This window comes from Streptomyces sp. NPDC016469, from assembly GCF_040632905.1.
Taxonomy (GTDB): Bacteria; Actinomycetota; Actinomycetes; order Streptomycetales; family Streptomycetaceae; genus Streptomyces.
Window position 1 is genome coordinate 57,666 of sequence record NZ_JBEYCQ010000019.1, and the last position, 24,619, is coordinate 82,284.

The following is a 24,619-nucleotide window of genomic DNA, read 5'->3' on the forward strand; positions in this document are numbered from 1 at the left end:
ACCATGACCACCACCACAGACACCGCCACCACGACGACCGTCCTGGACGCCAACGGGGTCACCATGCGCTTCGGCGGCCTCACCGCCGTCCGCGACGTCGACCTCCAGGTCAACACCGGCGAGATCGTCGGCCTCATCGGCCCCAACGGCGCCGGCAAGACCACCTTCTTCAACTGCCTCACCGGCCTCTACGTCCCCACCGAGGGCACGGTCAGCTACAAGGGCACCGTCCTGCCGCCCAAGCCCCACCTCGTCACCAAGGCCGGCATCGCCCGCACCTTCCAGAACATCCGGCTCTTCGCCAACATGACCGTCCTGGAAAACGTCCTCGTCGGACGCCACACCAGGACCAAGGAAGGGCTCTGGTCGGCGCTCCTCCACCTCCCCGGCTACCACGCCGCCGAGAACTCCAGCCGCGAACGCGCCATGGAACTCCTGGAGTTCATCGGCCTCCAGGACAAGGCCGACCACCTCGCGCGCAACCTCCCCTACGGAGACCAGCGCAAGCTGGAAATCGCCCGCGCCCTCGCCAGCGACCCCGGACTCCTCCTCCTGGACGAGCCCACCGCCGGCATGAACCCCCAGGAAACCCGCGTCACCGAAGAACTCATCTTCGCGATCCGGGACCAGGGCATCGCCGTCCTCGTCATCGAGCACGACATGCGCTTCATCTTCAACCTCTGCGACCGCGTCGCCTGCCTCGTCCAGGGCGAAAAACTGGTCGAAGGCACCGCGTCCGAGGTCCAGAGCGACGAACGCGTCATCGCCGCCTACCTCGGCACCCCCTTCGAAGGCGCCCCCGGCGCCGACGAGGTCGCCGAAGTCGAAAAGGCCGAAGCGAGCGCCGCCACCACCACGAGCACGGAAGAGGAGGACAACCGATGACCGCACTGCTGGAGGTCGAGGACCTCCGCGTCGCCTACGGCAAGATCGAAGCCGTCAAGGGCATCTCGTTCACCGTCGAGGCCGGCCAGGTGGTCACCCTCATCGGCACCAACGGCGCCGGCAAGACCACCACCCTGCGCACCCTCTCCGGGCTGCTCAAACCCCTCGCCGGACGCATCCTCTTCGAGGGCAAACCCCTCACCAACATCCCCGCACACAAGATCGTCTCCCTGGGCCTCGCCCACTCCCCCGAGGGCCGCCACATCTTCCCCCGGCTGACGATCACGGAGAACCTCCTCCTCGGCGCCTACCTCCGCAACGACAAGGCCGGCATCGAGAAGGACGTCCAGCGCGCCTACGACCTCTTCCCCATCCTCGGAGAACGCCGTAAGCAGGCCGCCGGAACCCTCTCCGGCGGCGAGCAGCAGATGCTCGCCATGGGCAGGGCGATGATGTCCCAGCCCAAGCTGCTCATGCTGGACGAGCCCTCCATGGGCCTCTCGCCGATCATGATGCAGAAGATCATGGAGACCATCGTCGAACTCCGCGCCTCCGGCACGACGATCCTCCTGGTCGAGCAGAACGCCCAGGCCGCGCTGTCCCTCGCGGACCAGGGCCACGTCATGGAGATCGGCAAGATCGTCCTCTCCGGCACCGGCCGGGACCTCCTCCACGACGAGTCCGTCCGCAAGGCGTACCTGGGCGAGGACTGAGCGCTTACGGGTACGAGAAAGGCCCGCGCCTCCTGTGGCGCGGGCCTTTCCTGTGCTCTACGGGGCCTACTCGGCGGCCTTCTTCTTCTCCTCGGCGTCCGCGATCAGCGCCTCGGCGAGCTGCTGCATCGACAGCCGGCGGTCCATGGACGTCTTCTGGATCCACCGGAACGCCTCCGGCTCGGACAGCCCGTAGTCCGTCTGGAGGATGCTCTTCGCCCGGTCCACCAGCTTCCGCGTCTCCAGCCGCTGCGCGAGGTCGGCGACCTCGTTCTCCAGGGCCTTCAGCTCGGAGAACCGCGACACGGCCATCTCGATCGCCGGGACGACGTCGCTCTTGCTGAACGGCTTCACGAGGTACGCCATCGCCCCGGCGTCCCGGGCCCGCTCCACGAGGTCGCGCTGCGAGAAGGCGGTGAGCATGAGCACCGGGGCGATGGACTCCTCGGCGATCTTCTCGGCGGCGGAGATCCCGTCGAGGACCGGCATCTTCACGTCCAGGATGACCAGGTCCGGCTTGTGCTCCCGCGCCAGCTCGACGGCCTGCTGCCCGTCCCCGGCCTCGCCGACGACGGAGTAGCCCTCTTCTTCGAGCATCTCTTTGAGGTCGAGGCGGATGAGTGCCTCGTCCTCGGCGATGACGACGCGGGTCGTCAGCGGCGGGACGTGCGACTTGTCGTCGTCGGCGACGGGCTGGGGCGACTCGGGGGTGGTCACGGGGCTCCTTGGTCAAGACAGGGGTGCTGCTCCCAAGAGCCTACCTAGTTACGGTATGTTTGAGGCACGGAGGGTCTTGCGTATCCTTCGTTTCGAAGGGGCCCCGGTAGCCCAGCGGTAGAGGCCATGGATTCAAAACCCATACAGCGTCGGTTCGAATCCGACTCGGGGCACTTCTCCTTCGATTTAAAGGTCGAGTGGGATATTGGCGATCTTCACCCTTGCTGGTGAACACACCCTCAAGCCGGGCACGAGTCTGCGAAGATCGAACAAGACTCGGCCGCATGGAACAGCACAATCCGTCGATACGTGACGAAGCGCTCGCCCTCCTACGGAGCGGAACCACGAACCGTGCGGTTGCGGAACTACTCAATGTGCCGCGCGGAACAATCGGTTGGTGGCTGCACGAAGATCGCAAGCAACGCGGGATTCAATTCGAGCGACCTACCGACTGCCCACTGTGCACGGGGCGAGAATTCGATCGCCTCGCCTACGCGTACCTACTCGGCCTCTACCTGGGCGACGGCCACATCATCTCAAAGCGGAAACAGCACCATCTGTCGATCTTTTGCGGCGAGGCACACCCAGGGCTGATCGACGCAGCCGAGTCGGCCATCCGCCGAGTAATGCCCGTGCCGCGCACTGCGCGACGCCACAGAAGCGGATGCGTCGAAGTCAAGTCCTTCACCAAGCATTGGACCTGCCTCTTTCCTCAGCACGGCCCAGGCATGAAGCACACCCGCCGCATCGCCCTCGAACCCTGGCAGCAGGAGATCGTGGACGCCCATCCCTGGGACTTCGTCCGCGGTCTCATCCACTCCGACGGCTGCCGGACCATGAACTGGACGACCCGCGTGGTCGGTGGCGTGAAGAAGCGGTACGAGTACCCCCGGTACTGGTTCACCAACGTCTCCGACGACATCCGGCAGCTGTACACCGACACCCTCGACAAGCTCGGCATCGAGTGGACGCACTGCACGCGTGGGGGCAAGGGGTACAACATCTCCGTCGCCCGACGGGCGTCCGTCGCACTCATGGACGCTCACGTCGGGCCGAAATACTGAGCCGCCCCGCTACTTCGGGCTGTCGTCCTCGCCGATGTGGTGCACCCGGACCAGGTTCGTGGAGCCCGCGACACCCGGCGGGGAGCCGGCCGTGATGACCACCACGTCGCCCTTCTGGCAGCGGCCGATCTTCAGCAGTTCCTCGTCCACCTGGGCCACCATCGCGTCCGTGGAGTCCACGTGCGGGCCCAGGAACGTTTCGACGCCCCAGGTCAGGTTCAGCTGGGAACGCGTGGCCGGGTCCGGGGTGAAGGCCAGGAGCGGGATGGGCGAGCGGTAGCGCGAGAGCCGCTTCACCGTGTCGCCGCTCTGGGTGAAGGCCACCAGGAACTTCGCGCCGAGGAAGTCGCCCATCTCCGCCGCCGCGCGGGCCACCGCGCCGCCCTGGGTGCGGGGCTTGTTGCGTTCGGTCAGCGGCGGGAGCCCCTTCGCGAGGATGTCCTCCTCGGCCGCCTCCACGATGCGGGACATCGTGCGGACCGTCTCGATCGCGTACTTGCCGACGCTCGTCTCGCCGGAGAGCATCACCGCGTCCGTGCCGTCGATGATCGCGTTCGCGACGTCGGACGCCTCGGCGCGGGTGGGCCGGGAGTTGTCGATCATCGAGTCGAGCATCTGCGTCGCGACGATGACCGGCTTCGCGTTCCGCTTGGCGAGCTTGATCGCGCGCTTCTGGACGATCGGGACCTGTTCCAGCGGCATTTCGACGCCGAGGTCGCCGCGGGCGACCATGATGCCGTCGAAGGCGGCGACGATGTCCTCGATGTTGTCGACGGCCTGCGGCTTCTCGACCTTGGCGATGACCGGGAGGCGGCGGCCCTCCTCGTCCATGACGCGGTGGACGTCCTCGATGTCGCGGCCGCTGCGGACGAAGGAGAGGGCGATGACGTCGGCGCCCGTGCGGATGGCCCAGCGCAGGTCCTCGATGTCCTTCTCGGAGAGCGCGGGGACGGAGACGGCGACGCCGGGGAGGTTGAGGCCCTTGTGGTCGGAGACCATGCCGCCCTCGACCACGGTGGTGCGGACGCGGGGGCCGTCGACCTCGGTGACCTCCAGGGTGACGCGGCCGTCGTCGATAAGGATGCGCTCACCGGGGGTGACGTCGGCGGCGAGGCCGCTGTACGTGGTGCCGCAGCCGTTGCGGTCGCCGTCCATCGGCTCGACGGTGATGGTGAAGTCGTCGCCGCGTTCAAGGAGTACGGGGCCTTCGCGGAAGCGTCCGAGGCGGATCTTCGGGCCTTGAAGGTCGGCGAGGACGCCCACGCTGCGGTGCGCCTCGTCGGACGCTTTGCGCACGCGGTGATAGCGCTCTTCGTGTTCGGCGTAGCTGCCGTGGCTGAGGTTGAGGCGGGCGATGTCCATTCCCGCCTCGACGAGGGCCTTGATCTGGTCGTATGAGTCGGTTGCGGGTCCCAGGGTGCAAACGATTTTGGCTCGGCGCATGGTTCGAGCCTAGACCTTACCTATGGGTAGGTAATTGGCTGTGAATGACTGCTCAACAACCTTTGCGTGAAGGGTTATTGACAAGTGTTGAATTGTGCGGCGGCGTGCTCGGATGAGCACGCGCCGGGGTCCGTGCGGCCGGGAATTCAGAGTTTCGGCGGAGTCATGGTGAAGCGGGCGTTCACCTGCGCGTACACGGTCTGCTGCTGGGGTTCGAGGTCGACGGGGGGCGGCGGCGGGGCGCTCCCTCCGACGGGGGCGGGCGCCGCGCCGCCGTAACCGGCGCGGCGGGCGTATGCGACGGGGGCGGCGTTCTCCGCGCCTATGTCGGCGAGTTCGACCAGGGCGGCGAGCTCGGCGCCGAGCGCTCCGGCGTATTCGCGGGCGCGCTGGACGGCTTCGCGGACGGCCTGGCGGCGGGCCTCGCCGTGGGCGGGTGAGGTGGGGCGCAGGGCCCACCAGGGTCCGCTGACGTGGGTCATGTCGAGGTCGCCGACGCGGGTGACGAATTCGCCGAGTGCGGTGAAGTCGTTGAGGACGGCGGTGATGTAGACGCGGCCGTGGTAGGCGCGGATCCTCTCGTCGCGGCCGCGCTGGACGAGTTCGGGGTGGATGGAGAGGGCGCCGGTCTCGATCTTCTCGACGGCGTCGCCGTAGGTGCGGGCGAGTTCGAGGACGGTGGCGTTGCGCCGGGTGAGGTCTTCGAGGGCGGCGCGGCGGTCCTTGCCGCGGGCGGTGACGGTGATGGAGAGGCGGGCGATCTCGGGGTCGACTTCGAGGCGGGCTTCGCCTCGGACGGCGAGGCGGGGTTGGTCCGGGGTGCCGTAGGGCTGTGCGGGCTCGGTCATGGGTCCACTGTGGCATCCGGGTGTGACAGGTGGGGTGTTGACCGTCGGACGGCGTGTGGTCGATGGGTGGTCATGGAACGGAAACCTGCCGGGGGTGTTGCCGGGGGTGGTGCGTGGGTGATTATCTACGCGCGTTGTTGGACGGCGTACGACAGAACTTCGCACCAAGTGAACCGATATGTGGGAGAACGAGATGCCGCTGAACCGAAGGACGTTCCTGGGGACATCGGCCGCGGCCGGCGCGGGTGCGGTGGTGGTGGGCGGTGTCGCGTCGCCCGCCGAGGCGCATGGGCGTGGGCACGGTGATGGTCATGGGCGTCCGCAGAAGCGGTATGCGTTCACCGTGATGGGGACGACGGACCTGCATGGGAACGTCTTCAACTGGGACTACTTCACGGATGCCGAGTTCGACGACAAGGACCACAACGATGTGGGCCTGGCGAAGATCTCGACGCTGGTGGAGCAGGTGCGGCGGGAGAAGGGCCGTCACAACACGCTGATGATCGACGCGGGTGACACGATCCAGGGCACGCAGCTCTCGTACTACTACGCGAAGATCGATCCGATCACGGCGAAGCGTGGTCCGGTGCACCCGATGGCGCAGGCGATGAACGCGATCGGTTACGACGCGGCGGCGTTGGGGAACCACGAGTTCAACTACGGGATTCCGGTGCTGCGGAAGTTCGAGGAGCAGTGCGACTTCCCGTTGCTCGGGGCGAACGCGCTGGACGCGAAGACGTTGCGGCCGGCGTTCGCGCCGTATGTGATCAAGAAGCTGCGGACGCCGCACGGGCGGGATGTGAAGGTGGGGATCCTGGGTCTGACGAACCCGGGGATCGCGATCTGGGACAAGGCGAACGTGAGCGGGAAGATGGTGTTCCCGGGGCTTGAGGAGCAGGCGGCGAAGTATGTGCCGCGGCTGCGTTCGATGGGCGCGGATGTGGTGATCGTGTCGGCGCACTCGGGGAACAGCGGGACGTCGTCGTACGGGGATCAGATTCCGTATGTGGAGAACGCGGCGGGTCTGGTGGCGGAGCAGGTGCCGGGGATCGACGCGATTCTGGTGGGTCACGCGCATCTGGAGATTCCCGAGTACTTCGTGGAGAACAAGGAGACCGGGAAGAAGGTCGTGCTCTCGGAGCCGTTGAAGTGGGGGCAGCGGCTGACGCTGTTCGACTTCGAGGTGGTGTGGGAGAAGGGCCGCTGGGTGGTCGAGAAGGCGGGTTCGCGGGTGCTGAACTCGAACACGGCGGCCGAGGACCGGAGGATCACGAAGCTGCTGGCGGATGAGCACAAGAAGGTCGTGGCGTACGTCAATCAGGTGATCGGTACGGCGGCCGCCGAGATGACCACGGCGGAGGCGGCGTGGAAGGACGAGCCGATCATCGATCTGATCAACGTCGTCCAGGCGGAGACGGTGAAGGCGGCGCTGGCGGGCGGTGAGTACGCGGAGCTTCCGGTGCTGTCGCAGGCGTCGTGCTTCTCGCGTACGGCGCGGATTCCGGCCGGTGATGTGACGATCAAGGATGCGGCGGGTCTGTATCCGTTCGAGAACACGTTGGAGGCGCGTCTGGTGACGGGTGCGCAGATCCTGGATTACCTGGAGTTCTCGGCGAAGTACTACGTGCGGACGGCGGCGGGTGCTCCGGTGGATCCGGAGAAGCTGACGAACGCGGACAACACCCCGGATTACAACTACGACGCGGTGTCGGGTCTGACGTATGACATCGACATCGCGAAGCCGGTGGGTTCGCGGATCGTGAATCTGTCGTTCGGGGGGAAGCCGATCGACCCGAAGGCGCAGTTCGTGCTGGCGGTGAACAATTACCGGGCGAGCGGGGGCGGTAATTTCCCGCATGTCCCGGCGGCGAAGCAGCTGTGGGCGAATTCGGAGGAGATCCGGAACACGATCATCGCCTGGGTGCGGGCGAAGGGTTCGGTGGACCCGGCGGAGTTCGCTTCGGTGGACTGGCGGCTGACGCGGGACGGTGTGCCGGTGTTCTAGGCGCGCGGTCGGTGCGGGCGGTCGTTCCGCCTCCCCTTTTTTTCGGGGAGGTGGGGCGGCCGCCCTTTTTTGTTCAGGGGCGGGTGAGGGGGACGAGGGTGGGTTGTTGTGCGGGGATGGCGGGTTGGGTGAGGCCGAAGGTGGTGAAGGCGGTGCGTTGTGGGAGGGGGTAGGGGGTGGTGCCGGTGAGGTCGTTGAGGATGGTGGCGCTGCGCCAGGCGGCGAGGCCGAGGTCGGGGGTGCCGACGCCGTGGGTGTGGCGTTCGGCGTTCTGTACGTAGATGTGGCCGGTGATGGCGGGGCCGAGGTCGAGGCGGTGGTGGGCGTCGACGCGGGGGCGGCCCGCGGTGTCGCGGCGGAGGTGGGGGGTGAGGTGGTGGAGGAGGGTGTCGAGGGGGCGTTCGCGGTAGCCGGTGGCGAGGATGACGGCGTCGGTGGTGAGGCGGGTGCGGGTGGATTGCTGGGTGTGTTCGAGGTGGAGTTCGACGCGGGTGTTGGCGACGCGTCCGGCGGTGCGGACGGTGACGCCGGGGGTGAGGGTGGCGTCGGGCCAGCCGCCGTGGAGGGTGCGGCGGTAGAGCTCGTCGTGGATGGCGGCGATGGTGTCGTGGTCGATGCCTTTGTGGAGTTGCCATTGCTGGGGGACGAGGGTGTCGCGGACGGTTTCGGGGAGGGCGTGGAAGTAGCGGGTGTAGTCGGGGGTGAAGTGTTCGAGGCCGAGTTTCGAGTACTCCATGGGGGCGAAGGCGGGGGTGCGGGCGAGCCAGTGGAGTCCTTCGTTTCCGGTGGGGCGGGCGCGGAGGAGGTCGAGGAAGATCTCGGCGCCGGACTGTCCTGAGCCGATGACGGTGATGTGGCGGGCCCGGAGGAGGCGGTCGCGGTGGTGGAGGTAGTCGGCGGAGTGGATGACGGGGGCGGTACCGGTGTCGGTGCCGGTGTGGGTGTCGGTGAGGGGTTTGAGGGGTTCGGGGATGTGGGGTTCGGTGCCGATGCCGAGGGCGATGTGGCGGGTGTGGGTGCGGCCGAGTGATTCGGCTCGGCCGTGGGTGTCGAGCTGGGTGTGGTCGATGTCGAAGCGGGCGTTCTGGGGGTCCCAGCGGATGGTGTCGACCTGGTGGCCGAAGTGGAGGCCGGGGAGCTGTGTGCTGACCCAGCGGCAGTAGGCGTCGTATTCGGCGCGGTGGATGTGGAAGCGCTCGGCGAAGTAGAAGGGGTAGAGGCGGTTCTGGGTGCGTTGGTAGTTGAGGAAGCTCCAGGGGCTGGTGGGGTCGGCGAGGGTGACGAGGTCGGCGAGGAAGGGGACTTGGAGGGTGGCGCCGTCGATGAGGAGTCCGGGGTGCCAGTGGAAGGCGGGGCGCTGTTCGTAGAAGGCGGTGGTGAGGGGGGTGGGGAGGCCGTGGGCGAGGGCGGCGAGGGAGAGGTTGAAGGGGCCGATGCCGATGCCGACGAGGTCGTGGGTGCGGTGGGGGTCGGGGGTGGGCGGGGCGGCGGTCATCGGAGGGTGCTGCCTTCCTTGAGTTCGGCGGTGAGGTGGGTGACGAGGGTGAGGAGGCGGTGGAGGTCGTCGGGGGTGGTGTGGGGGTTGAGGAGGGTGGCTTTGAGCCAGAGGCGGCCGTGGGTGTGGGTGCGGCCGAGTACGGCGTGGCCGCGGGTGAGGAGGGTGCGGCGGATGGTGGCGACGGTGTGGTCGTCGGCGTCGGTGGGGCGGAAGAGGACGGTGCTGATGGTGGGGCGGTCGTGGAGGTCGAGGCCGGGGGTGCGGGTGATGAGGTCGGCGAGGGTGTGGGCGGCGGCGCAGGTGCGGTCGACGAGGTCGGCGAGTCCGGTGCGGCCGAGGGCGCGGAGGGTGACGGCGATCTTGAGGGCGTCGGGGCGGCGGGTGGTGCGCAGGGAGCGGCCGAGGAGGTCGGGGAGGCCGGCTTCGGTGTCGTCGTCGGCGTTGAGGTAGGGGGCTCGGTGGTGGAGGGCGTGGAGGTGGTGGCGGTCGGGGACGGCGAGGATTCCGGCGGATGCGGGCTGCCAGCCGAGTTTGTGGAGGTCGAGGGTGACGCTGTCGGCGCGGTCGAGTCCGGTGAGGCGGTGGCGGTGGGTGGGGCTGAGGAGGAGGGGTCCGCCGTAGGCGGCGTCGATGTGGAGTTCGGCGCCGTGGCGGGCGCAGAGGTCGGCGATGTCGGTGAGGGGGTCGATCTGGCCGGTGTCGGTGGTGCCGGCGGTGGCGGTGACGAGGAGGGGGCCTTGTCCGTGGTGGCGGGCGAGGGTTTCGTGGAGTGCGGGGACGTCGATGGTGCCGTTCGGGGCGGGCACGGTCAGGGGTTCGGGGAGGCCGAGGAGCCAGGCGGCGCGGGTGATGCTGTGGTGGGCGTTGGCGCCGGTGATGGTCTGGACGGGGCCGTGGCGTTCGCGTGCGAGGAGGAGGCCGAGTTGGTTGGCCTCGGTGCCGCCGGTGGTGATGAGGGCGTCGGGTGCGGGGTGGTGGGGGTAGATCTCGGCGGCGAGTGCGGCGGTGGTGTCGGCTTCGAGGGTGGAGGCGGCGGGGGCCTGGTCCCAGGAGTCCATGGAGGGGTTGAGGGCGGAGGCGGCGAGGTCGGCGGCTGCGGCGAGGGCGAGGGGCGGGGTGTGGAGGTGGGCGGCGCAGAGGGGGTCGGCGGGGTCGGCGGCGCCTTCGGTGAGGGCTTGGACGAGGGTGGTGAGGGCGTGGTGGGCGCCGGTGCCCTGGTCCGGGATGAGGGGGGTGAGGGCGGTGCGGGTGCGGGGGGTGACGGTGTCGGGTCCGCCTGCGGGGAGGGGGCCGTCGCGGCGTCGGGCGCCTTCGGCGAGGGCGGTGAGGACGGTGTCGAGGAGGGGGCGGAGGGCGTCGGGTCCGGTGGTGGATCCGGCGAGGGGTGGTACGGGCATGGGGCGGGTGGTCCTTCGGGCGCGCGTGGACGGGGTGCGGGCATGGGTGTGCGTGCCAGCTTGTCCGGGTTTCGGGTGGCGCGGCCGGGGAGCCGGGTGATCTGAACTCGAAAGGGTGGCGGGGCGTGGGCGGGGGCGGGTCGCTGGGGGTGGGGGTGGTATGGGGGGGGTGCGGGTGCGCCCTGGTTGGTTGTACGGGTGTGCTGGGGGGTGTACGAGGCGCCGGGCGGGCTCTGTGAGGGTGCGGGTCTGCCGTCGCGCGGGGGTGCCGGGCGGGCCGTCCGGGTGTGCGTCGGACTGGTGGTACGCGTGTGCCCGGCGCGCTCCTCGCGGTGAGGGGCGGGCCGGGCACGGGTGGTGCGGTGGGGTCAGTTGGCGTCGCGGACGTTCAGGGCGCGGCGCAGGTCGTCGATCTGGTCGATGAGCTTGCGGCGGAGGGCCGGGGTGAGGGCCGGGTCGTTCAGGGCTTCCTCGCCGGTGCGGAGGCTTTCGGCGTCGACGGCGTGGGCGGGGAAGGCGTTGCGTCCGGCGGCTTCGGCGATGGCGGGGCCGCGGCGGGCGGCGAGCTGGGCGGCCTCGGGGTAGAAGCGGGGCACGTAGGCGCGTACGAGGTCGGTCTGTTCGGGTTGCCAGAAGCCCTGGGCGGTGGCGGTGAAGAGGTAGTTGGAAAGGCTGTCGTCGTGGAACATCGCGTCCCAGGCGGCGGCCTTGGCCTCGGGGGTGGGGAGGGCGGCGCGGCAGCGGGCGGCGCCTTCCTGGCCGGTGGCGCTGGGGTCGTCCTCCAGGGCGGCGTCGATGGCGGTCTCGTCGGTGGCGCCGAGGACGGCGAGGCGGGTGAGGATGCGCCAGCGCAGTTCGGGGTCGAGTTCGGGTCCGCCGGGGACGGTGTCGTCGGCGAGCCAGCCCTGGATGGTGTCGGGTTGGGTGGCGGCGTCGATGAGGTGGCGTACGGCGGTGAGGCGCAGGCCGGGGTGGGTGCCGTCCTCGGTGCGGCGGATGAGGTCGCGGCAGAGGGCGGTGAGGGTGGCGAGGGCGGCGGGCCGGTCCTCGGGGGTGGTGTAGCGGCCGGCGACCTGGGTGTCGGCGAAGGCGAGGACGCCTTGGAGGAGGGCGAGGTCGGTTTCGTACGGGAGGTGGGCGCGGGCGGCTTCGAGGTAGGTGCTGGGGGCGAGTTCGCCGTCGCGGACCATGTCGCGGGCGGCGTTCCAGATGACGGCGCGGGTGAGGGCGTCGGGGATGCCGGAGAGGCTGTCCAGGACGGTGTTCCAGGAGTGCGGGTCGAGCCGGATCTTGGCGTAGGTGAGGTCTTCGTCGTTGAGGACGACGAGGGCGGGGCGGCGGCCGGGGCGGGTGACGGGGGCTTCTTCGGGGATGCCGGCGTCGAAGCGTTCGCGCAGGACGAGGGGGGTGGGGCCGTGCTGGGTGTCGAGGCTGTGGTCGTAGGCGCCGACGCTGATGCGGTGGGGGCGGGTGCCCTGGTGGTCGACGGTGAGGGTCCAGGTGGTGTCGGTCTCGGTGGTGTGTGCGGCGAGGGTGTCGACGCCGGTGGTGCGGAGCCACTGGTCGGCCCAGGCGTGGACGTCGCGGTCGGTGGCGGAGGCGAGGTTGTCGATGAAGTCGGCGAGGGTGGCGTTGCCGAACTTGTGGCGGGCGAAGTGGGTGTTGATGCCCGCGAGGAAGTCCTTTTCGCCGAGCCAGGTGACGAGTTGGCGCAGGGCGGAGGCGCCCTTGGCGTAGGAGATGCCGTCGAAGTTGAGGAGGGCGGAGGCGGTGTCGGGGACGTCGGCCGGGTCGGGGGCGACGGGGTGGGTGGAGGGGCGCTGGTCGGCGTCGTATCCCCAGCCCTTGCGGGCGACGCCGAAGTCGACCCAGGTGTCGGTGAACCGGGTGGCTTCGGCGAGGGTCTGGTAGCCCATGTACTCGGCGAAGGACTCGTTGAGCCAGATGTCGTCCCACCAGGCGAGGGTGACGAGGTCGCCGAACCACATGTGGGCCATCTCGTGGGCGATGACCATGCCGCGGGTCTGGCGTTCGGTGTCGGTGACGGCGGAGCGGTAGATGAATTCGTCGCGGAAGGTGACGAGTCCGGGGTTCTCCATGGCGCCGGCGTTGAATTCGGGGACGAACGCCTGGTCGTAGGAGTCGAAGGGGTAGGGCTCGGTGAATTTCTCCTGGAACCGGTCGAAGCAGGCCCGGGTGATGTCGAGGATCTCGTCGGCGTCGGCGTCGAGGTGGGGGGCGAGGGAGCGGCGGCAGTGGATGCCGAAGGGGAGTCCGGCGTGCTCGGTGGTCACGGAGTGCCAGGGTCCGGCGGCGACGGCGACGAGGTAGGTGGAGAGCGGCGGGGTGGGGGCGAGGGTCCAGTGGCCGTCGCCGGTGTGCTCGGCGATGCCGTTGCCGAGGACGGTCCAGCCTTCGGGGGCGGTGACGGTGAGGGCGAAGACGGCTTTGAGGTCGGGCTGGTCGAAGGCGGCGAAGACGCGCTGGACGTCTTCCATGAAGAGCTGGGTGTAGACGTATGTCTCGTTGTCGCTGGGGTCGGTGAAGCGGTGCATGCCTTCGCCGGTGCGGGAGTAGCGCATGGCGGCGTCGACGTGGATCTCGTGCGGGCCTTCGGTGAGGCCGGTGAGGGGGTACCGGTTCTCGGTGAGGTGCGCGGGGTCCAGCGGCTGCCCGTCGAGGCTGATCGAGCGCAGGGTGGCGGGCTTGAGCTCGATGAAGGTGTCACCGGCCGTGCGGGCGGTGAACTCGATCACGCTACGGGAGTCGAAGGTCTCCTCCCCCGCGGTGAGATCGAGTTCGATCGTGTATCGCTGTACGTCGAGGATCTGGGCTCGGGCCTGCGCTTCATCGCGCGTCAGTACGGACATGGGGACATGCTGCCGTATCGGCCGGGCGGCGCGCAGGCGGGTTCCGATGGGGGTGGGCGCCCGCTCGGGGGTCCTTTGAGCGCTAAGATTCTTACCCCATTGTGTACCTGCACGGAGGTGTGGCCGGGATGGCTGAGCGGGCGGACGCGGTGGCGTCGATCGTGGCGGACTGGCGGCGGGAGCGGCCGGAGCTGGACACGGCTCCGCTGGAGGTCTTCGGCCGGCTGCACCGGGCGTTTCTGCGGTACAGCACGGCGATCTCGCGGCCCGTGGAGCGCAAGGGTCTGTCGATGGCCGGCTTCGACGTGCTGACGGCGTTGCGCAGGGCGGGGGCGCCGTTCCGGCGTACGGCGGGCGAGCTGGCCGATTCGGGGCTGATCAGCTCGGCGGGTGTGACGCTGCGGATAGACCGGCTGGAGAAGGACGGGCTGATCCGGCGGGAGCGTGATCCGCAGGACCGGCGGGTGGTGCACTCGCGGCTGACGGACGAGGGGTTGTCGCTGATCGACGCGCTGTTCTCGGAGCATCTGGAGAACGAGCGGCGGATGCTGGCGGGGCTGTCGGAGGCGGAGTGCGTGGAGCTCGCGCGGTTGCTGGCGAAGCTGGAGCGGTCGGTTCTTGATGCGGAGGGCGGGGAGTAGGGGCTCCGCGGGGCGCCGGGATCCCGGCGCGGGGGATGTCCTCAATCGCCGGACGGGCTTGTTTTGGCGCCGTCGCCCCGTGCGGAGGAGGTGTCCTCAATCGCCGGACGGGCTTGATGTGGCCGGCGATTGAGGACGTTGTTCAGGCCGTCGCCGCCTGGGATTCCGCTTCCGTGCGGTACATGCGGCGGACCCGGACCACGCCCAGGTCGTGCTGGTAGAGGTTCTCCGCCTGGTCGGCGTCGGTGCGCAGGTCCTCCAGCATGACGCGGTCCTGTTCGAGGACCTCCCAGTGGCGGTCCTCCAGGAGCGTCTTGTACAGGAAGCGCCAGGTGTCGCGCTGCCAGTCGGTGACCTTGCGGTAGCGCCAGAAGAAGACGGCGCAGCGGTCCTCGTCGATGGGGGTGGCCATGCCCACGATGCCGAAGGGTCCGCCGGGGCCGGCGGTCGGCGGGTAGGGGATGGTGAGGTCGACCCAGTCGACGCCGGTGCGGCAGAGCTCGACCCAGTCGAAGTTGACGCCGCTCTGGTCGGTCTTCTCGAAGAAGAAGCCGCGTTCGGTCTCGCGGATGCGGAAGCGGGCGGTGGTCTGGCCCTCGGCCATGCTGTGCGAGTCGCGGTGGAGGAACGAGCCGTGCATGGGGTCGAGCAGGTTCTCGACGGCGTAGCGCCAGTTGACGTTCCACTCGGCGTAGCAGAGGAACGCCGAGGTGCCGGGGTCGGTGAGGGGTTCGGGGAGTGTGAGCGGGACGGGTTCGGCGTGGGCGTGGTCGCCGAAGTAGGCGAGGATCGCGCCGCCGGTCTCGATGAGGTGGGGGGCGGCGACGAGCTGTTTGCCCTCCAGGTTGCAGCCGGGGAGGCCGGGGACGGCGGCGACGGTGCCGGTGCCGTCGACCTGGACGCCGTGGTACCAGCAGGCGATGCGGTCGCCGAGGTGTTTGCCGAGGGAGAGGCGGGCGCCGCGGTGGGGGCAGCGGTCCTCCAGCATGTGGAGGGTGCCGTCGGCGCGGCGGAAGAGGAGCCATTCCTCGCCGAGGAGGGTGAGCCGTTTCATGCCGCCCGCGGGCACGAAGTCCGAGGGGCAGACGGCGTACCACTGATTGCGGATGCCGGTGGCGAAGAGGCGGTCGGCGGTGCGGTCGCCGGGGCGTGCGACCTCGGAGGGGCGGGTGGGGGTGCCGGGCTGTTCGGTGGTGGTGGCGGTGGTCATGGCTGTCTCACGCTCCCAGTCGTCGCATCTCGGTGCGGAAGGTGTCCTCGGTCCAGGGGCTGCCGTCGGGGGCGGGCAGGTCGCGGGCGTTGAGTCCGGCGACGAGTCCGGGCAGGTCGTGGGCGCCGCCGCCGAAGACCTCCTCGATCACGGCGGCGAGCTTCTTCTCGTACGGGGTGGGCTCGGCGGTGCGGGCCTGGTTCGGTTCGAGGTACTGCGGGCCGGTCATGTCGGCTCCCTTCGGGCGGTTCAGAGGTCGAGTACGAGGCGGGGGGTGCGGGAGCGGGAGACGCAGAGCATCATCGAGGCGCCGGCCTCGCGTTCGCCCTCGCTGAGGAGGAAGTCGCGGTGGTCGGGGGTGCCTTCGATGACCTTGGTCTCGCAGGTGCCGCAGATGCCGTCGCGGCAGGAGGAGGCGACGGGGATGCCGGCGTTCTCCAGGGCGTCGAGCGCGGAGGTGCCGGGGGTGACCTCGACGGTGCGGCCGGTGCGGGAGCAGACGATGTCGAAGCCGGTGTCCTCGCCGTCGCGGGGTGCGGCGACGGGTGCGGCGAAGCGTTCGGTACGGGCGTGGGGGCAGCGTTCCTCGACGGCGGCGAGCAGGGGTTCGGGGCCGCAGCAGTAGACCTGGGTGCCGGGTTCGAGGCGGCCCAGGAGGGTGTCGAGGTCGGGGTGGCCCTGTTCGTCCTGGGGGATGAACTCGACGCTGCCGCCGGGCTGTCCGGCGAGGGCGGTGAGTTCGGCGGTGAAGGCCATGGAGGCGCGGGTGCGGCCGCCGTGGACGAGCCGCCAGGGGGTGCGGGTGCGGGCGGCTTCGCGGGCCATGGCCAGGAGCGGGGTGATGCCGATGCCGCCGGCGATGAAGAGGTAGCCGGGGGCGTCGGGGTCGAGCGCGAAGTGGTTGCGGGGGCCCTGGACGTGGACGGTGCGGCCGGGGCGGAGTTCGTGGTGGATGTGGGCGGAGCCGCCCCGGGAGGCGGGTTCGCGCAGGACGCCGATGCGCCAGCGGGTGGTGTCGGCGGGGTCGGAGCACAGCGAGTACTGGCGGACGTGGCCGCCGGTGTGGACGTCGATGTGGGCGCCGGGCCGCCAGGCGGGGAGGGGTTTGCCCTCGGGGTGGGTGAGTTCGATGCTCAGGACTCCGTCGGCCTCCCACGTCATGCGGTGGACGAGCAGGTCGAGCCGGGGTTCCTCGGCGGGTGTCATGACGGGTTGCCTCCTTCTGCGGGGGTGTCGGTGGCGGTGGCGGGGAGTTTGACGGGCGGGGTGAACGGGGTGTTCATCGGGCCCAGTGCGGTGAGGTCGATCTCCACGAGGGTGGGGCCCGGGGTCGCGACGGCTTCCTTGATGACGGGTCCGGCGTCGGCCTCGGCCGCGATCCGTGCGTACGGGAGGCCGGTGGCGGCGGCGAGCAGGGCGAAGTCGGGGGTGGTGAGGTCGACTCCGGAGCGGCGGGGGAAGTGGTTGTCCTGCATGTTGCGCAGGACGCCGTAGCCGCCGTCGTTGAAGACGAGGAGGGTGAGGTCGGGCTTCTCCTGGGCGAGGGTGAGGAGTTCGCCGAGGTGGACGGCGAGGCCGCCGTCTCCGGCGATGACGACGGTGGGGGTGCCGGGGCGGCCGAGTGCGGCGCCGATGCCCATGGCGAGCCCTTGGCCGATGCCGCCGCCGCGCGGGAAGACGTTGGTGGCCGGGTCGGTGATCTCCAGGAGCCGGTTTCCCCAGGTGGAGGACGGGATGGTGACGTCCCGGGCGATGACGGACCCGGGCGGGCAGGCGTCGCGTATCGCGTCGTTGATCGCGGCCTGGGGTCCGATGGCGTGGCGCTGCGCGGCGCGGGCGGCGTGACGGGCCTCGCGTACGCGGCCGGGCCAGCTCGGCTCCGTACTGCCGCTGGTGACACGGCCGAGGAGGGCGGCGAGGACGGCGGAGGCGTCGCCGGTGAGGGCGACGGTCGCCGGGTACACGCGGCCGGGGGCGGCGGGGTCCAGGTCGATCTGGATGTGGGTGGCGGGGAGTTCGAGGCCGTAGTCGGCGGTCTCGTTGGAGCGGAAGTGGGTGCCGATGGTGAGCAGTACGTCGGCTTCGGCGAGCAGGGCGCGGCCGGCCGGGGCGGTGGCGTAGTTGCCGAGGACCCGCTCGTCGGACTCGGGGACGGAACCCCGGCCGGAGTTGGAGGTGACGAGCCCGGCGTTGAGGGCGTCGAGGAGGGCCGCGGTCTCGGGGCGGGCGGTGTTGGCGCCGCCGCCGGCCCAGAACAGGGGGCGGTGGGCGGCGGACAGCAGGGCGGCCGCTTCGTCCAGGAGGGCGGCGTCGGGCAGGGCCGGGGTGGCGGGTGCGGGGACGGGGGTACCGGTGAGCCGCTGGGGGGCGAACTGGAGGTCGATGGGCCACTCGACGCTGACCGGGCCGTGCGGGGCGGTCAGGGCGCGGGCGGCCGCCTCGCGCAGGAGGTCGCCGGCGCTCTCGGCGTCGGTGACGGTGACGGCGTGCGCGGAGACCGCGCGGAGCATGCCGAGCTGGTCCTTGGTCTCGTGGATGAAGCCGCGCCCGGAGCCGAGGTACGCGCTGTCGATCTGCCCGGTGATGTGCAGGACGGGAGTGCCGGAGCTGAGGGACTCGATGAGGGAGCCGGCCGCGTTGCCCGCTCCCGTACCGGTGCTGGTGAGGGCGCAGCCGAGCCGGCCGGTGGCGCGGGCGTAACCGTCGGCGGCGTTGACCGCGGCGGCCTCGTGGCGGACGGGGACGAAGCGCAGATCGCGGTCCACGGCTTCGACGAGCGGCAGGTTGTGCACGCTGACGATGCCGAACACCGTGTCGACGCCCAGTCCTCGTAGCGTCTCGACGAGCAGGTCGCCGCCGTTGGGTCGGGTCATGTCGGGTGCTCCTGAGGGGGGTTGAGGGGTGGGTTACGCGACCGCGCGGTTGACGCCGCCGCAGACGTCGACGGTGGTGCCGGTGATGTAGGACGCCCGGGGTGAGAGAAGGGTGGTGACGGCGTAGGCGACTTCGTCGGCGTTGCCGAGGCGGCCGAGGGCGATGCCGCGGTCGGCGGCCAGTCCGGCCTGCCAGGCGGGGTAGTCCAAGGGGCTGCCGGAGGCGGCGTACCGGCGTTCCCACTGCCCGGTGTCGATGAGGCCCAGGCAGACGGAGTTGACGCGGATGCCGTCGGGGGCCAGTTCCTTGGACAGCGAGGTGGAGAGATTGAGGATGCCGGCGCGGGCGGCGCTGGTGGTCATCAGCCGGGTCTCGGGCTGTTTGGCGAGGACGGCGTTGATGTTGACGACGGAGGCGGCGCCGGAGGCGCGGAGGTGGGGCAGGGCGGCGTTCAGCGGGTTGAGGACGCCGAAGAACTTGAGCTCCAGCTCCTCGCGCCAGTCGGCGGTGGTGGTCTCGGCGAAGGGCTTCATCCGGGAGGCGCCGGCGTTGTTGACGAGGCCGTCGAGGCCGCCGAGGTGGTCGGCGGCGGCGTCGGTGAAGGCGCGTACGGCGGCCTCGTCGGTGACGTCACAGGGGGCGTGGTAGAGCGTGTCGGGTCCGGCAAGGCCGTCGAGGGCGGCGGCGAGGGCGTCGGGGCGGCGGCCGCAGGTGGCGACGCGGGCGCCCTCCGCGAGGAGCGCGCGGACCGTGGCGAGGCCGACGCCGGAGCTGCCGCCGGTGACGAGTATGCGGTGGCCTTCCAGGTGGAGGTCCATGGGCGCGGGCTCCTTTCGGGTGGGGTGCGGGGCGCTCCGCGGGGGCACCGGGACACCGGTGCGGGTGGTGTCCTCAATCGCCGGACGGACTCGAATTGCGTGTCCTCAATCGCCGGACGGGCTTTCATGCGTCACTGCATCGTGAAGCCGCCGTTCACGGCGAACGTCTGGCCCGTGATGTAGCCGGATTCCTCGCCGATGAGGAAGGCGATGAGGCCGACCAGGTCGGACGGTTGCTGGGGGCGGGAGATCGCCCGGTTCAGCCGGTACAGCTCGTGGCGTTCGGCGGGGATGTCCACGGCGGACTCCCCTTCCGTGAGACCGGGCGCCACCGCGTTGACGGTGATGCCGAGGTCGCCCGTCTCCCGGGCCATCGCCCGGGTCAGGGAGATCACGGCGCCCTTGGACGCGATGTAGTGGGCGAGCCGGGGCGAGCCGTAGAGCGCGGCGTCGGAGGCGAGGTTGACGATGCGTCCGGTGCCGTGGGCCCGCATGAGCGGGAGGAGGGCGCGGGCGACGAGCCAGGGTCCGCGCGCGTTGACCGTCATGATGCGGTCCCACGCCTCGACGTCGATCTCGTGGAACGGCTTGCCGCCGACCGCGTTGGCCAGGCCGGCGTTGTTGACCAGCCCGTACAGCCGGCTGCCGTCACCGGCGAGGGTGTCGGCGAGGGCGGCGACGGAGCGCGGGTCGGCGACGTCGAGCGGGTGGTAGTCCGCGGTGATGCCGTCGGCGCGCAGCTTCCCGGCCGCCTGCCGGCCGGTGGTCTCGTCCAGTTCGGCGATGACGACGCGGTGTCCGTCGCCGCCGATCCGGCGGGCCGCGGCCAGTCCGAGGCCGCGGCCCGCGCCGGTGACGACGACCGTGCGGGGGGTGTCGTCGGCGCCCATCAGTCGCGGGTGACGCCGTGCATCGGCGAGTGCTCGGGGTAGGTCGGCACCTGCGGCTTCCGAGTGCCGATGATGACGCAGAACAGGGCGTCGGTGTCGCCCTCGTTCTTCAGGGAGCGGGCCACTCCGGCGGGGACGACGATCATGTCGCGGTAGCCGAGGGTGCGGTACTCGCTCTCGTCGGCGCCGCGGTGGATGCCGACCCTGACCTGCCCCTCCAGGACGAAGAACGCCTCCTCCACGTCGTGGTGGGTGTGCTCGGGGCCCTCGGCGCCCGGCGGGAGCAGCATGTTGGAGAGGGTGAAGCCGCCCGAGGGCAGGATGCGGTTGTCGTTCTCGTGGTTGCCGGTGGCGCCGGAGCCGACGTACCGGATCTGGGCGCGGCGGTACTGGGCGCCGGCCTTCTCCTGGAAGGAGAGGGTGTCCCAGTCGGGTTCGCGGGAGTCCTTGGTGGCGATGAGCGAGTCGGTGAACCTCGCCAGGTCGCCGTTGTTCTCGTACGGGGTCTTGTCGATGGGCACGGGATGCTCCTCGGTGTGTCGGGGGTGGGTGGGGGGTTCGTCGTTACGCGGGTAGGCGGGCGACGACGTGGAGGTGGGCGCGGACCCAGGCGTTGAACGCCTCGGGGCGTTCCTGGTTGGCGAGGTGTCCGGCGCCGGAGAGGGTGACGTAGACGGATTTCTCCAGGCCCCCGGCGATGGCCTGGGACTCGGCGGTGCCGGTGACCGTGTCCTGTTCGCCGCAGAGCACGAGGGCCGGGGCGGTGATGGCGGGCAGGTCGTCGGTGAGGTCGGCGTCGGCCATGGCGTCGGCGGCGTAGCCGTAGCCGGGGCTGCGGACGGAGGCGGCCATGGTGGCGACGACGCGTGCGACGAGGTCGGGCGGTGCGGCGTCCGAGACGAGGCGGGGTCCGCGGGCGGCGGCGAACGTCTCGGGCCCTTCGGCGGCGAGCTGGGCGGCCCGGGCGCGCATGGCCCCGGCCTTGTCCGGGTGGGTGCCCGAGCCCCGGCTGGAGTCGGCGACGATCAGGGACGCGACGAGATCCGGGTGGCGGGCGGCGAGGCGGAGGGCGATGACGCCGCCCCAGGAGACGCCGAGGACGTGGGCGGGGCCGCCGCGCTCGCGGATGAGGGCGGCGGCGGTGTCCGCGTAGCCGTCGAGGCCGGGAGCGTGGCGGGGGTCGGCGGAGTCCGCGTAGCCGGGGGCGTCCCAGGCGACGACCCGTACCTGGTCGGCGAGGCCGTCGAGCTGGGGGGTGAAGGCGGCGGAGGAGGAGCCGATGCCGTGGAGGCAGAGCAGGAGCGGGGCGTCCGGGTCGCCGGCTTCGCGGGTGTGGACGGTCCCGGACGTGAGCGTCGCGGCGTTCACAGGATCTGTCCCGCCCGTCCGACGACGGCGCCGAGGCTGCGGAGCACGGCGTGCGGGACGACCTGGCTGGTGGCGGGGTTGGCGGCGTCGGGGCGGTGGGCGACCTCGAAGCGGTAGCTGCCGTGCGGGCCCGCCGCCTCGATGACGTGCCGGGTGAGGGTGGCGTCCGGGTCGGCGACGACGACGACCTGGACGAGGTCGGGGTCGCCGGTGGCGAGGGCGACCGAGGCGGCGACGTTGGTCGACTTGGGGAACTTGACCGGGACGTCCCGGGCGGTGCCGCGCATGACCTCGACGGGTTCGGTGGTGGTGCGCAGCCGGGTGGTGAGCTCGTCGTCCATCCAGGGCTGGTGGAGGGTGGCGGGCAGCTTGGTGGTGGTGAGGGTGACGGAGGTGAGGGGGCCGAGTCCGCGGACGGCCTGGAGGAGGTCGAGGCCGCCGACGGCGCCCCCGGTGAAGTAGACGCGGCCGGGTCCGGCGGCGCGCAGGCGTGCGGTGAGGTCGGGGTCGACCAGGGCGCCGGTGGAGGCGATGAGCAGGTCGGCGCCGCTGGTGAGGACGCGCTCGGCCCATTCCCGTACGACGGCCTGGCCGGCCGCTTCCACGACGAGGTCGCAGACGGCGAGGGCGTCCTCGAAGGAGAGCTGGGGTGCGGGGGCGTCCACGAGGGGCCGGTTGTCGATGACGCAGGTGAGTTCGGCGCCGGGGACGCGGCCCTCGGCGAGGGCGGTGCCGACGACGCGTCCGATGGCGCCCCAGCCGACGAGGGCGACGCGGCGCACGGTGTGGCCGGGGCGGGCGGGGGTGTCCGGGCCGGGGGTGAGGACGGCGGTCATGCGGTCACCTCTTCCGGTGCGGTGGCGAGGGGTCCGGGGTCGGGGGTGCCGGCCATGTGGCGGCGGATTCCGGGCGAGGGGGGTCCGGCGGTGCCCCAGAGGTCGGAGAGGTCGGGGGTGCGGCGCCAGACCTTGGCGATCCAGGCGTCCTCCACGATCTGAGCGACCTCGGAGGTGTATTCGCAGACGAGTCCGGCCGGGTCGGTGAAGTAGGAGAAGGTGTTGTTGCCTGGGCCGTGCCGGCCGGGTCCCCATTGGGGGGTGATGCCGTGGTGGCGGAGCCGGCCGAGGCCGCGCATGAAGTGGTCGACGGACGGCATCTCGTAGGCGACGTGGTTGAGGGAGGTCCACTCGGCCTGGTTGAAGGCGATGCAGTGGTGGTCGGCGTTGCAGCGCAGGAAGGCCATCTGGTGCTCGGACCAGTCGGAGACCCGCAGTCCGAGCACGGAGGTGTAGAAGGAGACGGCGGCGTCGATGTCCGTGGTGTTGAGGACGGTGTGGGTGACGCCGACGGGGACGGCGCCGTCCCGGCCGCGCGGGGTGACGGCGTGGGTCTGGGCGCTGAGTTCGATCAGCCGGCCCTCGGGGTCGGTGAAGCGGAGTCCGTAGCCGCCGCCGACCTGGTCGAGGGGGCCGGGTCCGGCGACGGGGACGATGCCGCGGGCGAGGAGGCGGCGGGCGGCCTCGTCGATCTCGGCGGGGGTGGCGACGGCGAAGCTGATGCGGCCGAGGCCGTTGCGTGCGGCGCGGGTGAGGTGCAGGACGTGGTGTTCCTCGCCGGTGCCGCGCAGCCAGGTGGCGTCGGTGTCGCGTTCGACGGGTTCCAGGCCCCAGACCTCGGCGTAGAAGTCGGCGGACTCGGTGAGGGCGGGCGTGTGGAGTTCGACGGATCGCAGGGCGCGGAGCCGGGCTATCGGCCGGTCGTGGGGGTGGTCGTGGGGCATGGTGTCCTCCCGCTCGGGTGGGTGGGGCGCGTGCGGTGTCAGTGGGCGGCGGCCCAGGGCAGCGGGGTGGTGTCGGTGGCCCAGTAGAGGGACTTCTGCCGTTGGTAGCCGCGGATGAGGTCGCGGCCCTTCTCGGTGCCGATGCCGCTGTCCTTCAGCCCGCCGAACGGGGTGGAGATGCTGAACTGCTTGTACGTGTTGATCCAGACGGTGCCGGCGTCGATGCGGCGGGCGAGCCGCCAGGCGCGGGCGTGATCGCGGGTCCAGATGCCGCAGGCGAGCCCGTAGACGCTGTCGTTGGCCTGGGCGACGAGGTCGTCCTCGTCCTCGAAGGGCAGGGCGACCAGGACCGGTCCGAAGATTTCCTCCTGGCAGATCCGGGCGGTGCTGGGCAGGCCGTCCAGGACGGTGGGCAGGTAGTAGGCGCCGTCCCGGTAGCGCTCGCCCTCGGGTGCCGCTCCCCCGCAGCGGATGGTGGCGCCCTCCTCGCGGGCCAGGTCGACGTAGGCGGCGACGCTGTCGCGGTGGCGGTGGTGGACCAGCGGGGCGACCTGGGTGTCCGGGTCGGTGCCGGGGCCGACGCGCAGCTTCCCGGTGCGGGCGACGAGTTCGCCGAGGAACTCCTCGTAGCGGGAGCGGTGCACGAAGAGGCGGGAGCCGGCGATGCAGCTCTGGCCGCTGGAGGAGAAGATCCCGTACATGACGCCGGCCAGGGCCTGTTCGAGGTCGGCGTCCTCCAGCACGATCGTCGGTGACTTGCCGCCGAGTTCGAGGGAGACCGGGATCAGCTTGTCGGCGGCGGCGTGGGCGAGGGTGCGGCCGGTCTCCGTACCGCCGGTGAAGGTGACCTTGCCGACGGCGGGGTGGCGGACGATCGCGTCGCCGATGACGCTGCCGCGGCCGGGCAGGACGGAGAGCAGGGCGGTCGGCAGGCCGGCCTCGGTGAGGGCCTGGTGGACCAGGCGGCCGAGCGCGAGGGCGACGAGGGGTGTCCATTCGGCGGGCTTGAGGAGCACGGCGTTGCCGGCGGCGAGGGCGGGGGCGAGCTTCTGGGCGTCGCTGGCGATCGGCGAGTTCCAGGGGGTGATCGCGCCGACGACGCCGATGGGTTCGTGGACGCTCATCGTGAGGTACGGGCCGCGGGCGGGGGTGAGGGCGTCCTCGGCGGTCTCCAGGGCGGCGGCGGTGTAGCGGAAGGTGCCGGCGGCGCTGAGCACGAGGGCGCGGGTCTCGGTGCGGCACTTGCCGGTGTCGGCGGTCTGGAGGGCGGAGAGCCGGTCGGCGCTCTGCTCGACGAGATCGGCGACGCGGTGCAGCAGCCGGGCGCGGAGGTGGGCGGGCAGTCCGCGCCAGGCGGGGTCCTGGGCGGCCCGGGTGGCCGCGGCGGCGGCTTCCTCGACGTCTTCGAGGGATGCGGCGTGCACGGTGGCGATGACCTGGCCGGTGGCCGGGTCGGTGGTCTCGATGAGGGCGCCCCGGCCCTGGCGCCACTGTCCTGCGACCAACACCTCGTCGGCAAGCATCGGTTGGCCTCCTGCGGTCGGGATGGGTTCTCGGTCCGGCCGGAGCCGGGTACCTCAGGGCTAAAAAGCTAAGCA

Annotated in this window: 22 protein-coding genes and 1 tRNA gene; 6 read left to right on the top strand and 17 right to left on the bottom strand. The window is 70.9% G+C overall.

The genetic code is table 11. The features are described from left to right. The first annotated feature begins 3 nt into the window (after positions 1–3). Together ABZ565_RS22205 and ABZ565_RS22210 are read left to right on the top strand one after the other, a co-directional pair. Positions 4–885: an ABC transporter ATP-binding protein gene (locus ABZ565_RS22205; RefSeq protein ID WP_361029446.1), complete on the top strand. Its 882-nt coding sequence runs from the start codon at positions 4–6 to the stop codon at positions 883–885. Further along, positions 882–1,598: an ABC transporter ATP-binding protein gene (locus ABZ565_RS22210; RefSeq protein WP_328899686.1), complete on the top strand. Its 717-nt coding sequence runs from the start codon at positions 882–884 to the stop codon at positions 1,596–1,598. Before ABZ565_RS22205 ends, ABZ565_RS22210 begins: the two co-directional genes overlap by 4 nt. 66 nt (positions 1,599–1,664) lie before the next feature. On the opposite strand, the gene ABZ565_RS22215 is transcribed toward ABZ565_RS22210, so the two are convergent. Beyond that, complete coding sequence (locus tag ABZ565_RS22215) at positions 1,665–2,315, bottom strand: response regulator (protein ID WP_018518762.1); 651 nt, start codon at positions 2,313–2,315, stop codon at positions 1,665–1,667. A gap of 100 nt (positions 2,316–2,415) precedes the next feature. Here ABZ565_RS22215 and ABZ565_RS22220 point away from each other — a divergent pair. Both ABZ565_RS22220 and ABZ565_RS22225 read left to right on the top strand, forming a co-directional pair. Next, positions 2,416–2,488: transfer RNA gene (locus tag ABZ565_RS22220), tRNA-Leu, on the top strand. A gap of 111 nt (positions 2,489–2,599) precedes the next feature. Then, positions 2,600–3,379, top strand: coding sequence for a helix-turn-helix domain-containing protein (locus ABZ565_RS22225; protein WP_361029450.1), 780 nt, complete (start codon positions 2,600–2,602; stop codon positions 3,377–3,379). A gap of 9 nt (positions 3,380–3,388) precedes the next feature. Here the strand turns inward: ABZ565_RS22225 and pyk are convergent, their stop codons facing one another. Both pyk and ABZ565_RS22235 read right to left on the bottom strand, forming a co-directional pair. Continuing rightward, positions 3,389–4,822: a pyruvate kinase gene (gene pyk, locus ABZ565_RS22230; protein WP_361029453.1), complete on the bottom strand. Its 1,434-nt coding sequence runs from the start codon at positions 4,820–4,822 to the stop codon at positions 3,389–3,391. A 146-nt stretch (positions 4,823–4,968) separates the two neighbouring features. Beyond that, on the bottom strand, positions 4,969–5,670 hold the full coding sequence (locus tag ABZ565_RS22235; protein WP_361029456.1) for an SIMPL domain-containing protein: 702 nt from the start codon (positions 5,668–5,670) through the stop codon (positions 4,969–4,971). A gap of 193 nt (positions 5,671–5,863) precedes the next feature. On the opposite strand from ABZ565_RS22235, the gene ABZ565_RS22240 reads away from it, so the two are divergent. Then, the gene (locus tag ABZ565_RS22240) at positions 5,864–7,675 is read left to right on the top strand and encodes a 5'-nucleotidase C-terminal domain-containing protein (protein WP_361029459.1); all 1,812 of its coding nucleotides are present in this window, start codon (positions 5,864–5,866) and stop codon (positions 7,673–7,675) included. Between the two features lie 73 nt (positions 7,676–7,748). Here ABZ565_RS22240 and ABZ565_RS22245 read toward each other — a convergent pair whose 3' ends face one another. From ABZ565_RS22245 to pepN, 3 genes are all read right to left on the bottom strand, one after another. Beyond that, positions 7,749–9,170, bottom strand: a complete 1,422-nt coding sequence (locus ABZ565_RS22245; protein ID WP_361029462.1) for a SidA/IucD/PvdA family monooxygenase — start codon at positions 9,168–9,170, stop codon at positions 7,749–7,751. Beyond that, positions 9,167–10,570, bottom strand: a complete 1,404-nt coding sequence (locus ABZ565_RS22250; protein ID WP_361029465.1) for an aminotransferase class I/II-fold pyridoxal phosphate-dependent enzyme — start codon at positions 10,568–10,570, stop codon at positions 9,167–9,169. Before ABZ565_RS22250 ends, ABZ565_RS22245 begins: the two co-directional genes overlap by 4 nt. A 368-nt stretch (positions 10,571–10,938) precedes the next feature. Then, positions 10,939–13,440 (bottom strand): aminopeptidase N, encoded by a 2,502-nt coding sequence (gene pepN / locus ABZ565_RS22255; protein ID WP_361029468.1) that lies wholly within the window; start codon positions 13,438–13,440, stop codon positions 10,939–10,941. Positions 13,441–13,568: 128 nt separating this feature from the next. On the opposite strand from pepN, the gene ABZ565_RS22260 reads away from it, so the two are divergent. Next, complete coding sequence (locus ABZ565_RS22260) at positions 13,569–14,081, top strand: MarR family transcriptional regulator (protein WP_361029471.1); 513 nt, start codon at positions 13,569–13,571, stop codon at positions 14,079–14,081. A 142-nt stretch (positions 14,082–14,223) separates the two neighbouring features. Here ABZ565_RS22260 and ABZ565_RS22265 read toward each other — a convergent pair whose 3' ends face one another. The 11 genes from ABZ565_RS22265 to ABZ565_RS22315 form a co-directional block, all read right to left on the bottom strand. Further along, on the bottom strand, positions 14,224–15,291 hold the full coding sequence (locus ABZ565_RS22265) for an aromatic ring-hydroxylating dioxygenase subunit alpha (RefSeq protein WP_361029474.1): 1,068 nt from the start codon (positions 15,289–15,291) through the stop codon (positions 14,224–14,226). Positions 15,292–15,298: 7 nt separating this feature from the next. Next, positions 15,299–15,520, bottom strand: coding sequence for a recombinase-like helix-turn-helix domain-containing protein (locus tag ABZ565_RS22270; RefSeq protein ID WP_361029477.1), 222 nt, complete (start codon positions 15,518–15,520; stop codon positions 15,299–15,301). Between the two features lie 20 nt (positions 15,521–15,540). Further along, the gene (locus tag ABZ565_RS22275) at positions 15,541–16,497 is read right to left on the bottom strand and encodes a PDR/VanB family oxidoreductase (RefSeq protein WP_361029480.1); all 957 of its coding nucleotides are present in this window, start codon (positions 16,495–16,497) and stop codon (positions 15,541–15,543) included. Beyond that, complete coding sequence (locus tag ABZ565_RS22280) at positions 16,494–18,164, bottom strand: thiamine pyrophosphate-binding protein (protein ID WP_361029483.1); 1,671 nt, start codon at positions 18,162–18,164, stop codon at positions 16,494–16,496. Before ABZ565_RS22280 ends, ABZ565_RS22275 begins: the two co-directional genes overlap by 4 nt. A gap of 33 nt (positions 18,165–18,197) precedes the next feature. Further along, positions 18,198–18,983 (bottom strand): SDR family oxidoreductase, encoded by a 786-nt coding sequence (locus ABZ565_RS22285; protein ID WP_361029486.1) that lies wholly within the window; start codon positions 18,981–18,983, stop codon positions 18,198–18,200. 131 nt (positions 18,984–19,114) lie between these two features. Continuing rightward, positions 19,115–19,873: an SDR family oxidoreductase gene (locus tag ABZ565_RS22290; RefSeq protein ID WP_361029489.1), complete on the bottom strand. Its 759-nt coding sequence runs from the start codon at positions 19,871–19,873 to the stop codon at positions 19,115–19,117. Then, the gene (locus tag ABZ565_RS22295) at positions 19,873–20,388 is read right to left on the bottom strand and encodes a cupin domain-containing protein (protein WP_361029700.1); all 516 of its coding nucleotides are present in this window, start codon (positions 20,386–20,388) and stop codon (positions 19,873–19,875) included. Before ABZ565_RS22295 ends, ABZ565_RS22290 begins: the two co-directional genes overlap by 1 nt. Positions 20,389–20,437: 49 nt before the next feature. Beyond that, positions 20,438–21,241 carry an alpha/beta hydrolase gene (locus ABZ565_RS22300; protein WP_361029492.1) on the bottom strand — a complete coding sequence of 268 codons (804 nt, stop codon included), beginning with the start codon at positions 21,239–21,241 and terminating at the stop codon, positions 20,438–20,440. Continuing rightward, a complete protein-coding gene (locus ABZ565_RS22305; protein ID WP_361029495.1) occupies positions 21,238–22,077 on the bottom strand; it encodes an aspartate dehydrogenase domain-containing protein in 840 nt (279 codons plus the stop codon). The genes ABZ565_RS22300 and ABZ565_RS22305 overlap by 4 nt, the downstream gene beginning before the upstream one ends. After that, positions 22,074–23,021, bottom strand: a complete 948-nt coding sequence (locus ABZ565_RS22310) for a VOC family protein (RefSeq protein ID WP_361029498.1) — start codon at positions 23,019–23,021, stop codon at positions 22,074–22,076. Before ABZ565_RS22310 ends, ABZ565_RS22305 begins: the two co-directional genes overlap by 4 nt. A gap of 38 nt (positions 23,022–23,059) precedes the next feature. Beyond that, entirely contained in the window at positions 23,060–24,544 is a 1,485-nt protein-coding gene (locus ABZ565_RS22315) for an aldehyde dehydrogenase (protein WP_361029501.1), read from the bottom strand. Positions 24,545–24,619: the final 75 nt, after the last annotated feature.

Bases quoted from the DNA above. Each gene is read 5' to 3' on its own strand.
- ABZ565_RS22205 (WP_361029446.1), top strand. From the start codon at position 4: ATGACCACCACCACAGACACCGCCACCACGACGACCGTCCTGGACGCC.
- ABZ565_RS22210 (WP_328899686.1), top strand. From the start codon at position 882: ATGACCGCACTGCTGGAGGTCGAGGACCTCCGCGTCGCCTACGGCAAG.
- ABZ565_RS22225 (WP_361029450.1), top strand. From the start codon at position 2,600: ATGGAACAGCACAATCCGTCGATACGTGACGAAGCGCTCGCCCTCCTA.
- pyk (WP_361029453.1), bottom strand. From the start codon at position 4,822: ATGCGCCGAGCCAAAATCGTTTGCACCCTGGGACCCGCAACCGACTCA.
- ABZ565_RS22235 (WP_361029456.1), bottom strand. From the start codon at position 5,670: ATGACCGAGCCCGCACAGCCCTACGGCACCCCGGACCAACCCCGCCTC.
- ABZ565_RS22240 (WP_361029459.1), top strand. From the start codon at position 5,864: ATGCCGCTGAACCGAAGGACGTTCCTGGGGACATCGGCCGCGGCCGGC.
- ABZ565_RS22245 (WP_361029462.1), bottom strand. From the start codon at position 9,170: ATGACCGCCGCCCCGCCCACCCCCGACCCCCACCGCACCCACGACCTC.
- ABZ565_RS22250 (WP_361029465.1), bottom strand. From the start codon at position 10,570: ATGCCCGTACCACCCCTCGCCGGATCCACCACCGGACCCGACGCCCTC.
- pepN (WP_361029468.1), bottom strand. From the start codon at position 13,440: ATGTCCGTACTGACGCGCGATGAAGCGCAGGCCCGAGCCCAGATCCTC.
- ABZ565_RS22260 (WP_361029471.1), top strand. From the start codon at position 13,569: ATGGCTGAGCGGGCGGACGCGGTGGCGTCGATCGTGGCGGACTGGCGG.
- ABZ565_RS22265 (WP_361029474.1), bottom strand. From the start codon at position 15,291: ATGACCACCGCCACCACCACCGAACAGCCCGGCACCCCCACCCGCCCC.
- ABZ565_RS22270 (WP_361029477.1), bottom strand. From the start codon at position 15,520: ATGACCGGCCCGCAGTACCTCGAACCGAACCAGGCCCGCACCGCCGAG.
- ABZ565_RS22275 (WP_361029480.1), bottom strand. From the start codon at position 16,497: ATGACACCCGCCGAGGAACCCCGGCTCGACCTGCTCGTCCACCGCATG.
- ABZ565_RS22280 (WP_361029483.1), bottom strand. From the start codon at position 18,164: ATGACCCGACCCAACGGCGGCGACCTGCTCGTCGAGACGCTACGAGGA.
- ABZ565_RS22285 (WP_361029486.1), bottom strand. From the start codon at position 18,983: ATGGACCTCCACCTGGAAGGCCACCGCATACTCGTCACCGGCGGCAGC.
- ABZ565_RS22290 (WP_361029489.1), bottom strand. From the start codon at position 19,873: ATGGGCGCCGACGACACCCCCCGCACGGTCGTCGTCACCGGCGCGGGC.
- ABZ565_RS22305 (WP_361029495.1), bottom strand. From the start codon at position 22,077: ATGACCGCCGTCCTCACCCCCGGCCCGGACACCCCCGCCCGCCCCGGC.
- ABZ565_RS22310 (WP_361029498.1), bottom strand. From the start codon at position 23,021: ATGCCCCACGACCACCCCCACGACCGGCCGATAGCCCGGCTCCGCGCC.
- ABZ565_RS22315 (WP_361029501.1), bottom strand. From the start codon at position 24,544: ATGCTTGCCGACGAGGTGTTGGTCGCAGGACAGTGGCGCCAGGGCCGG.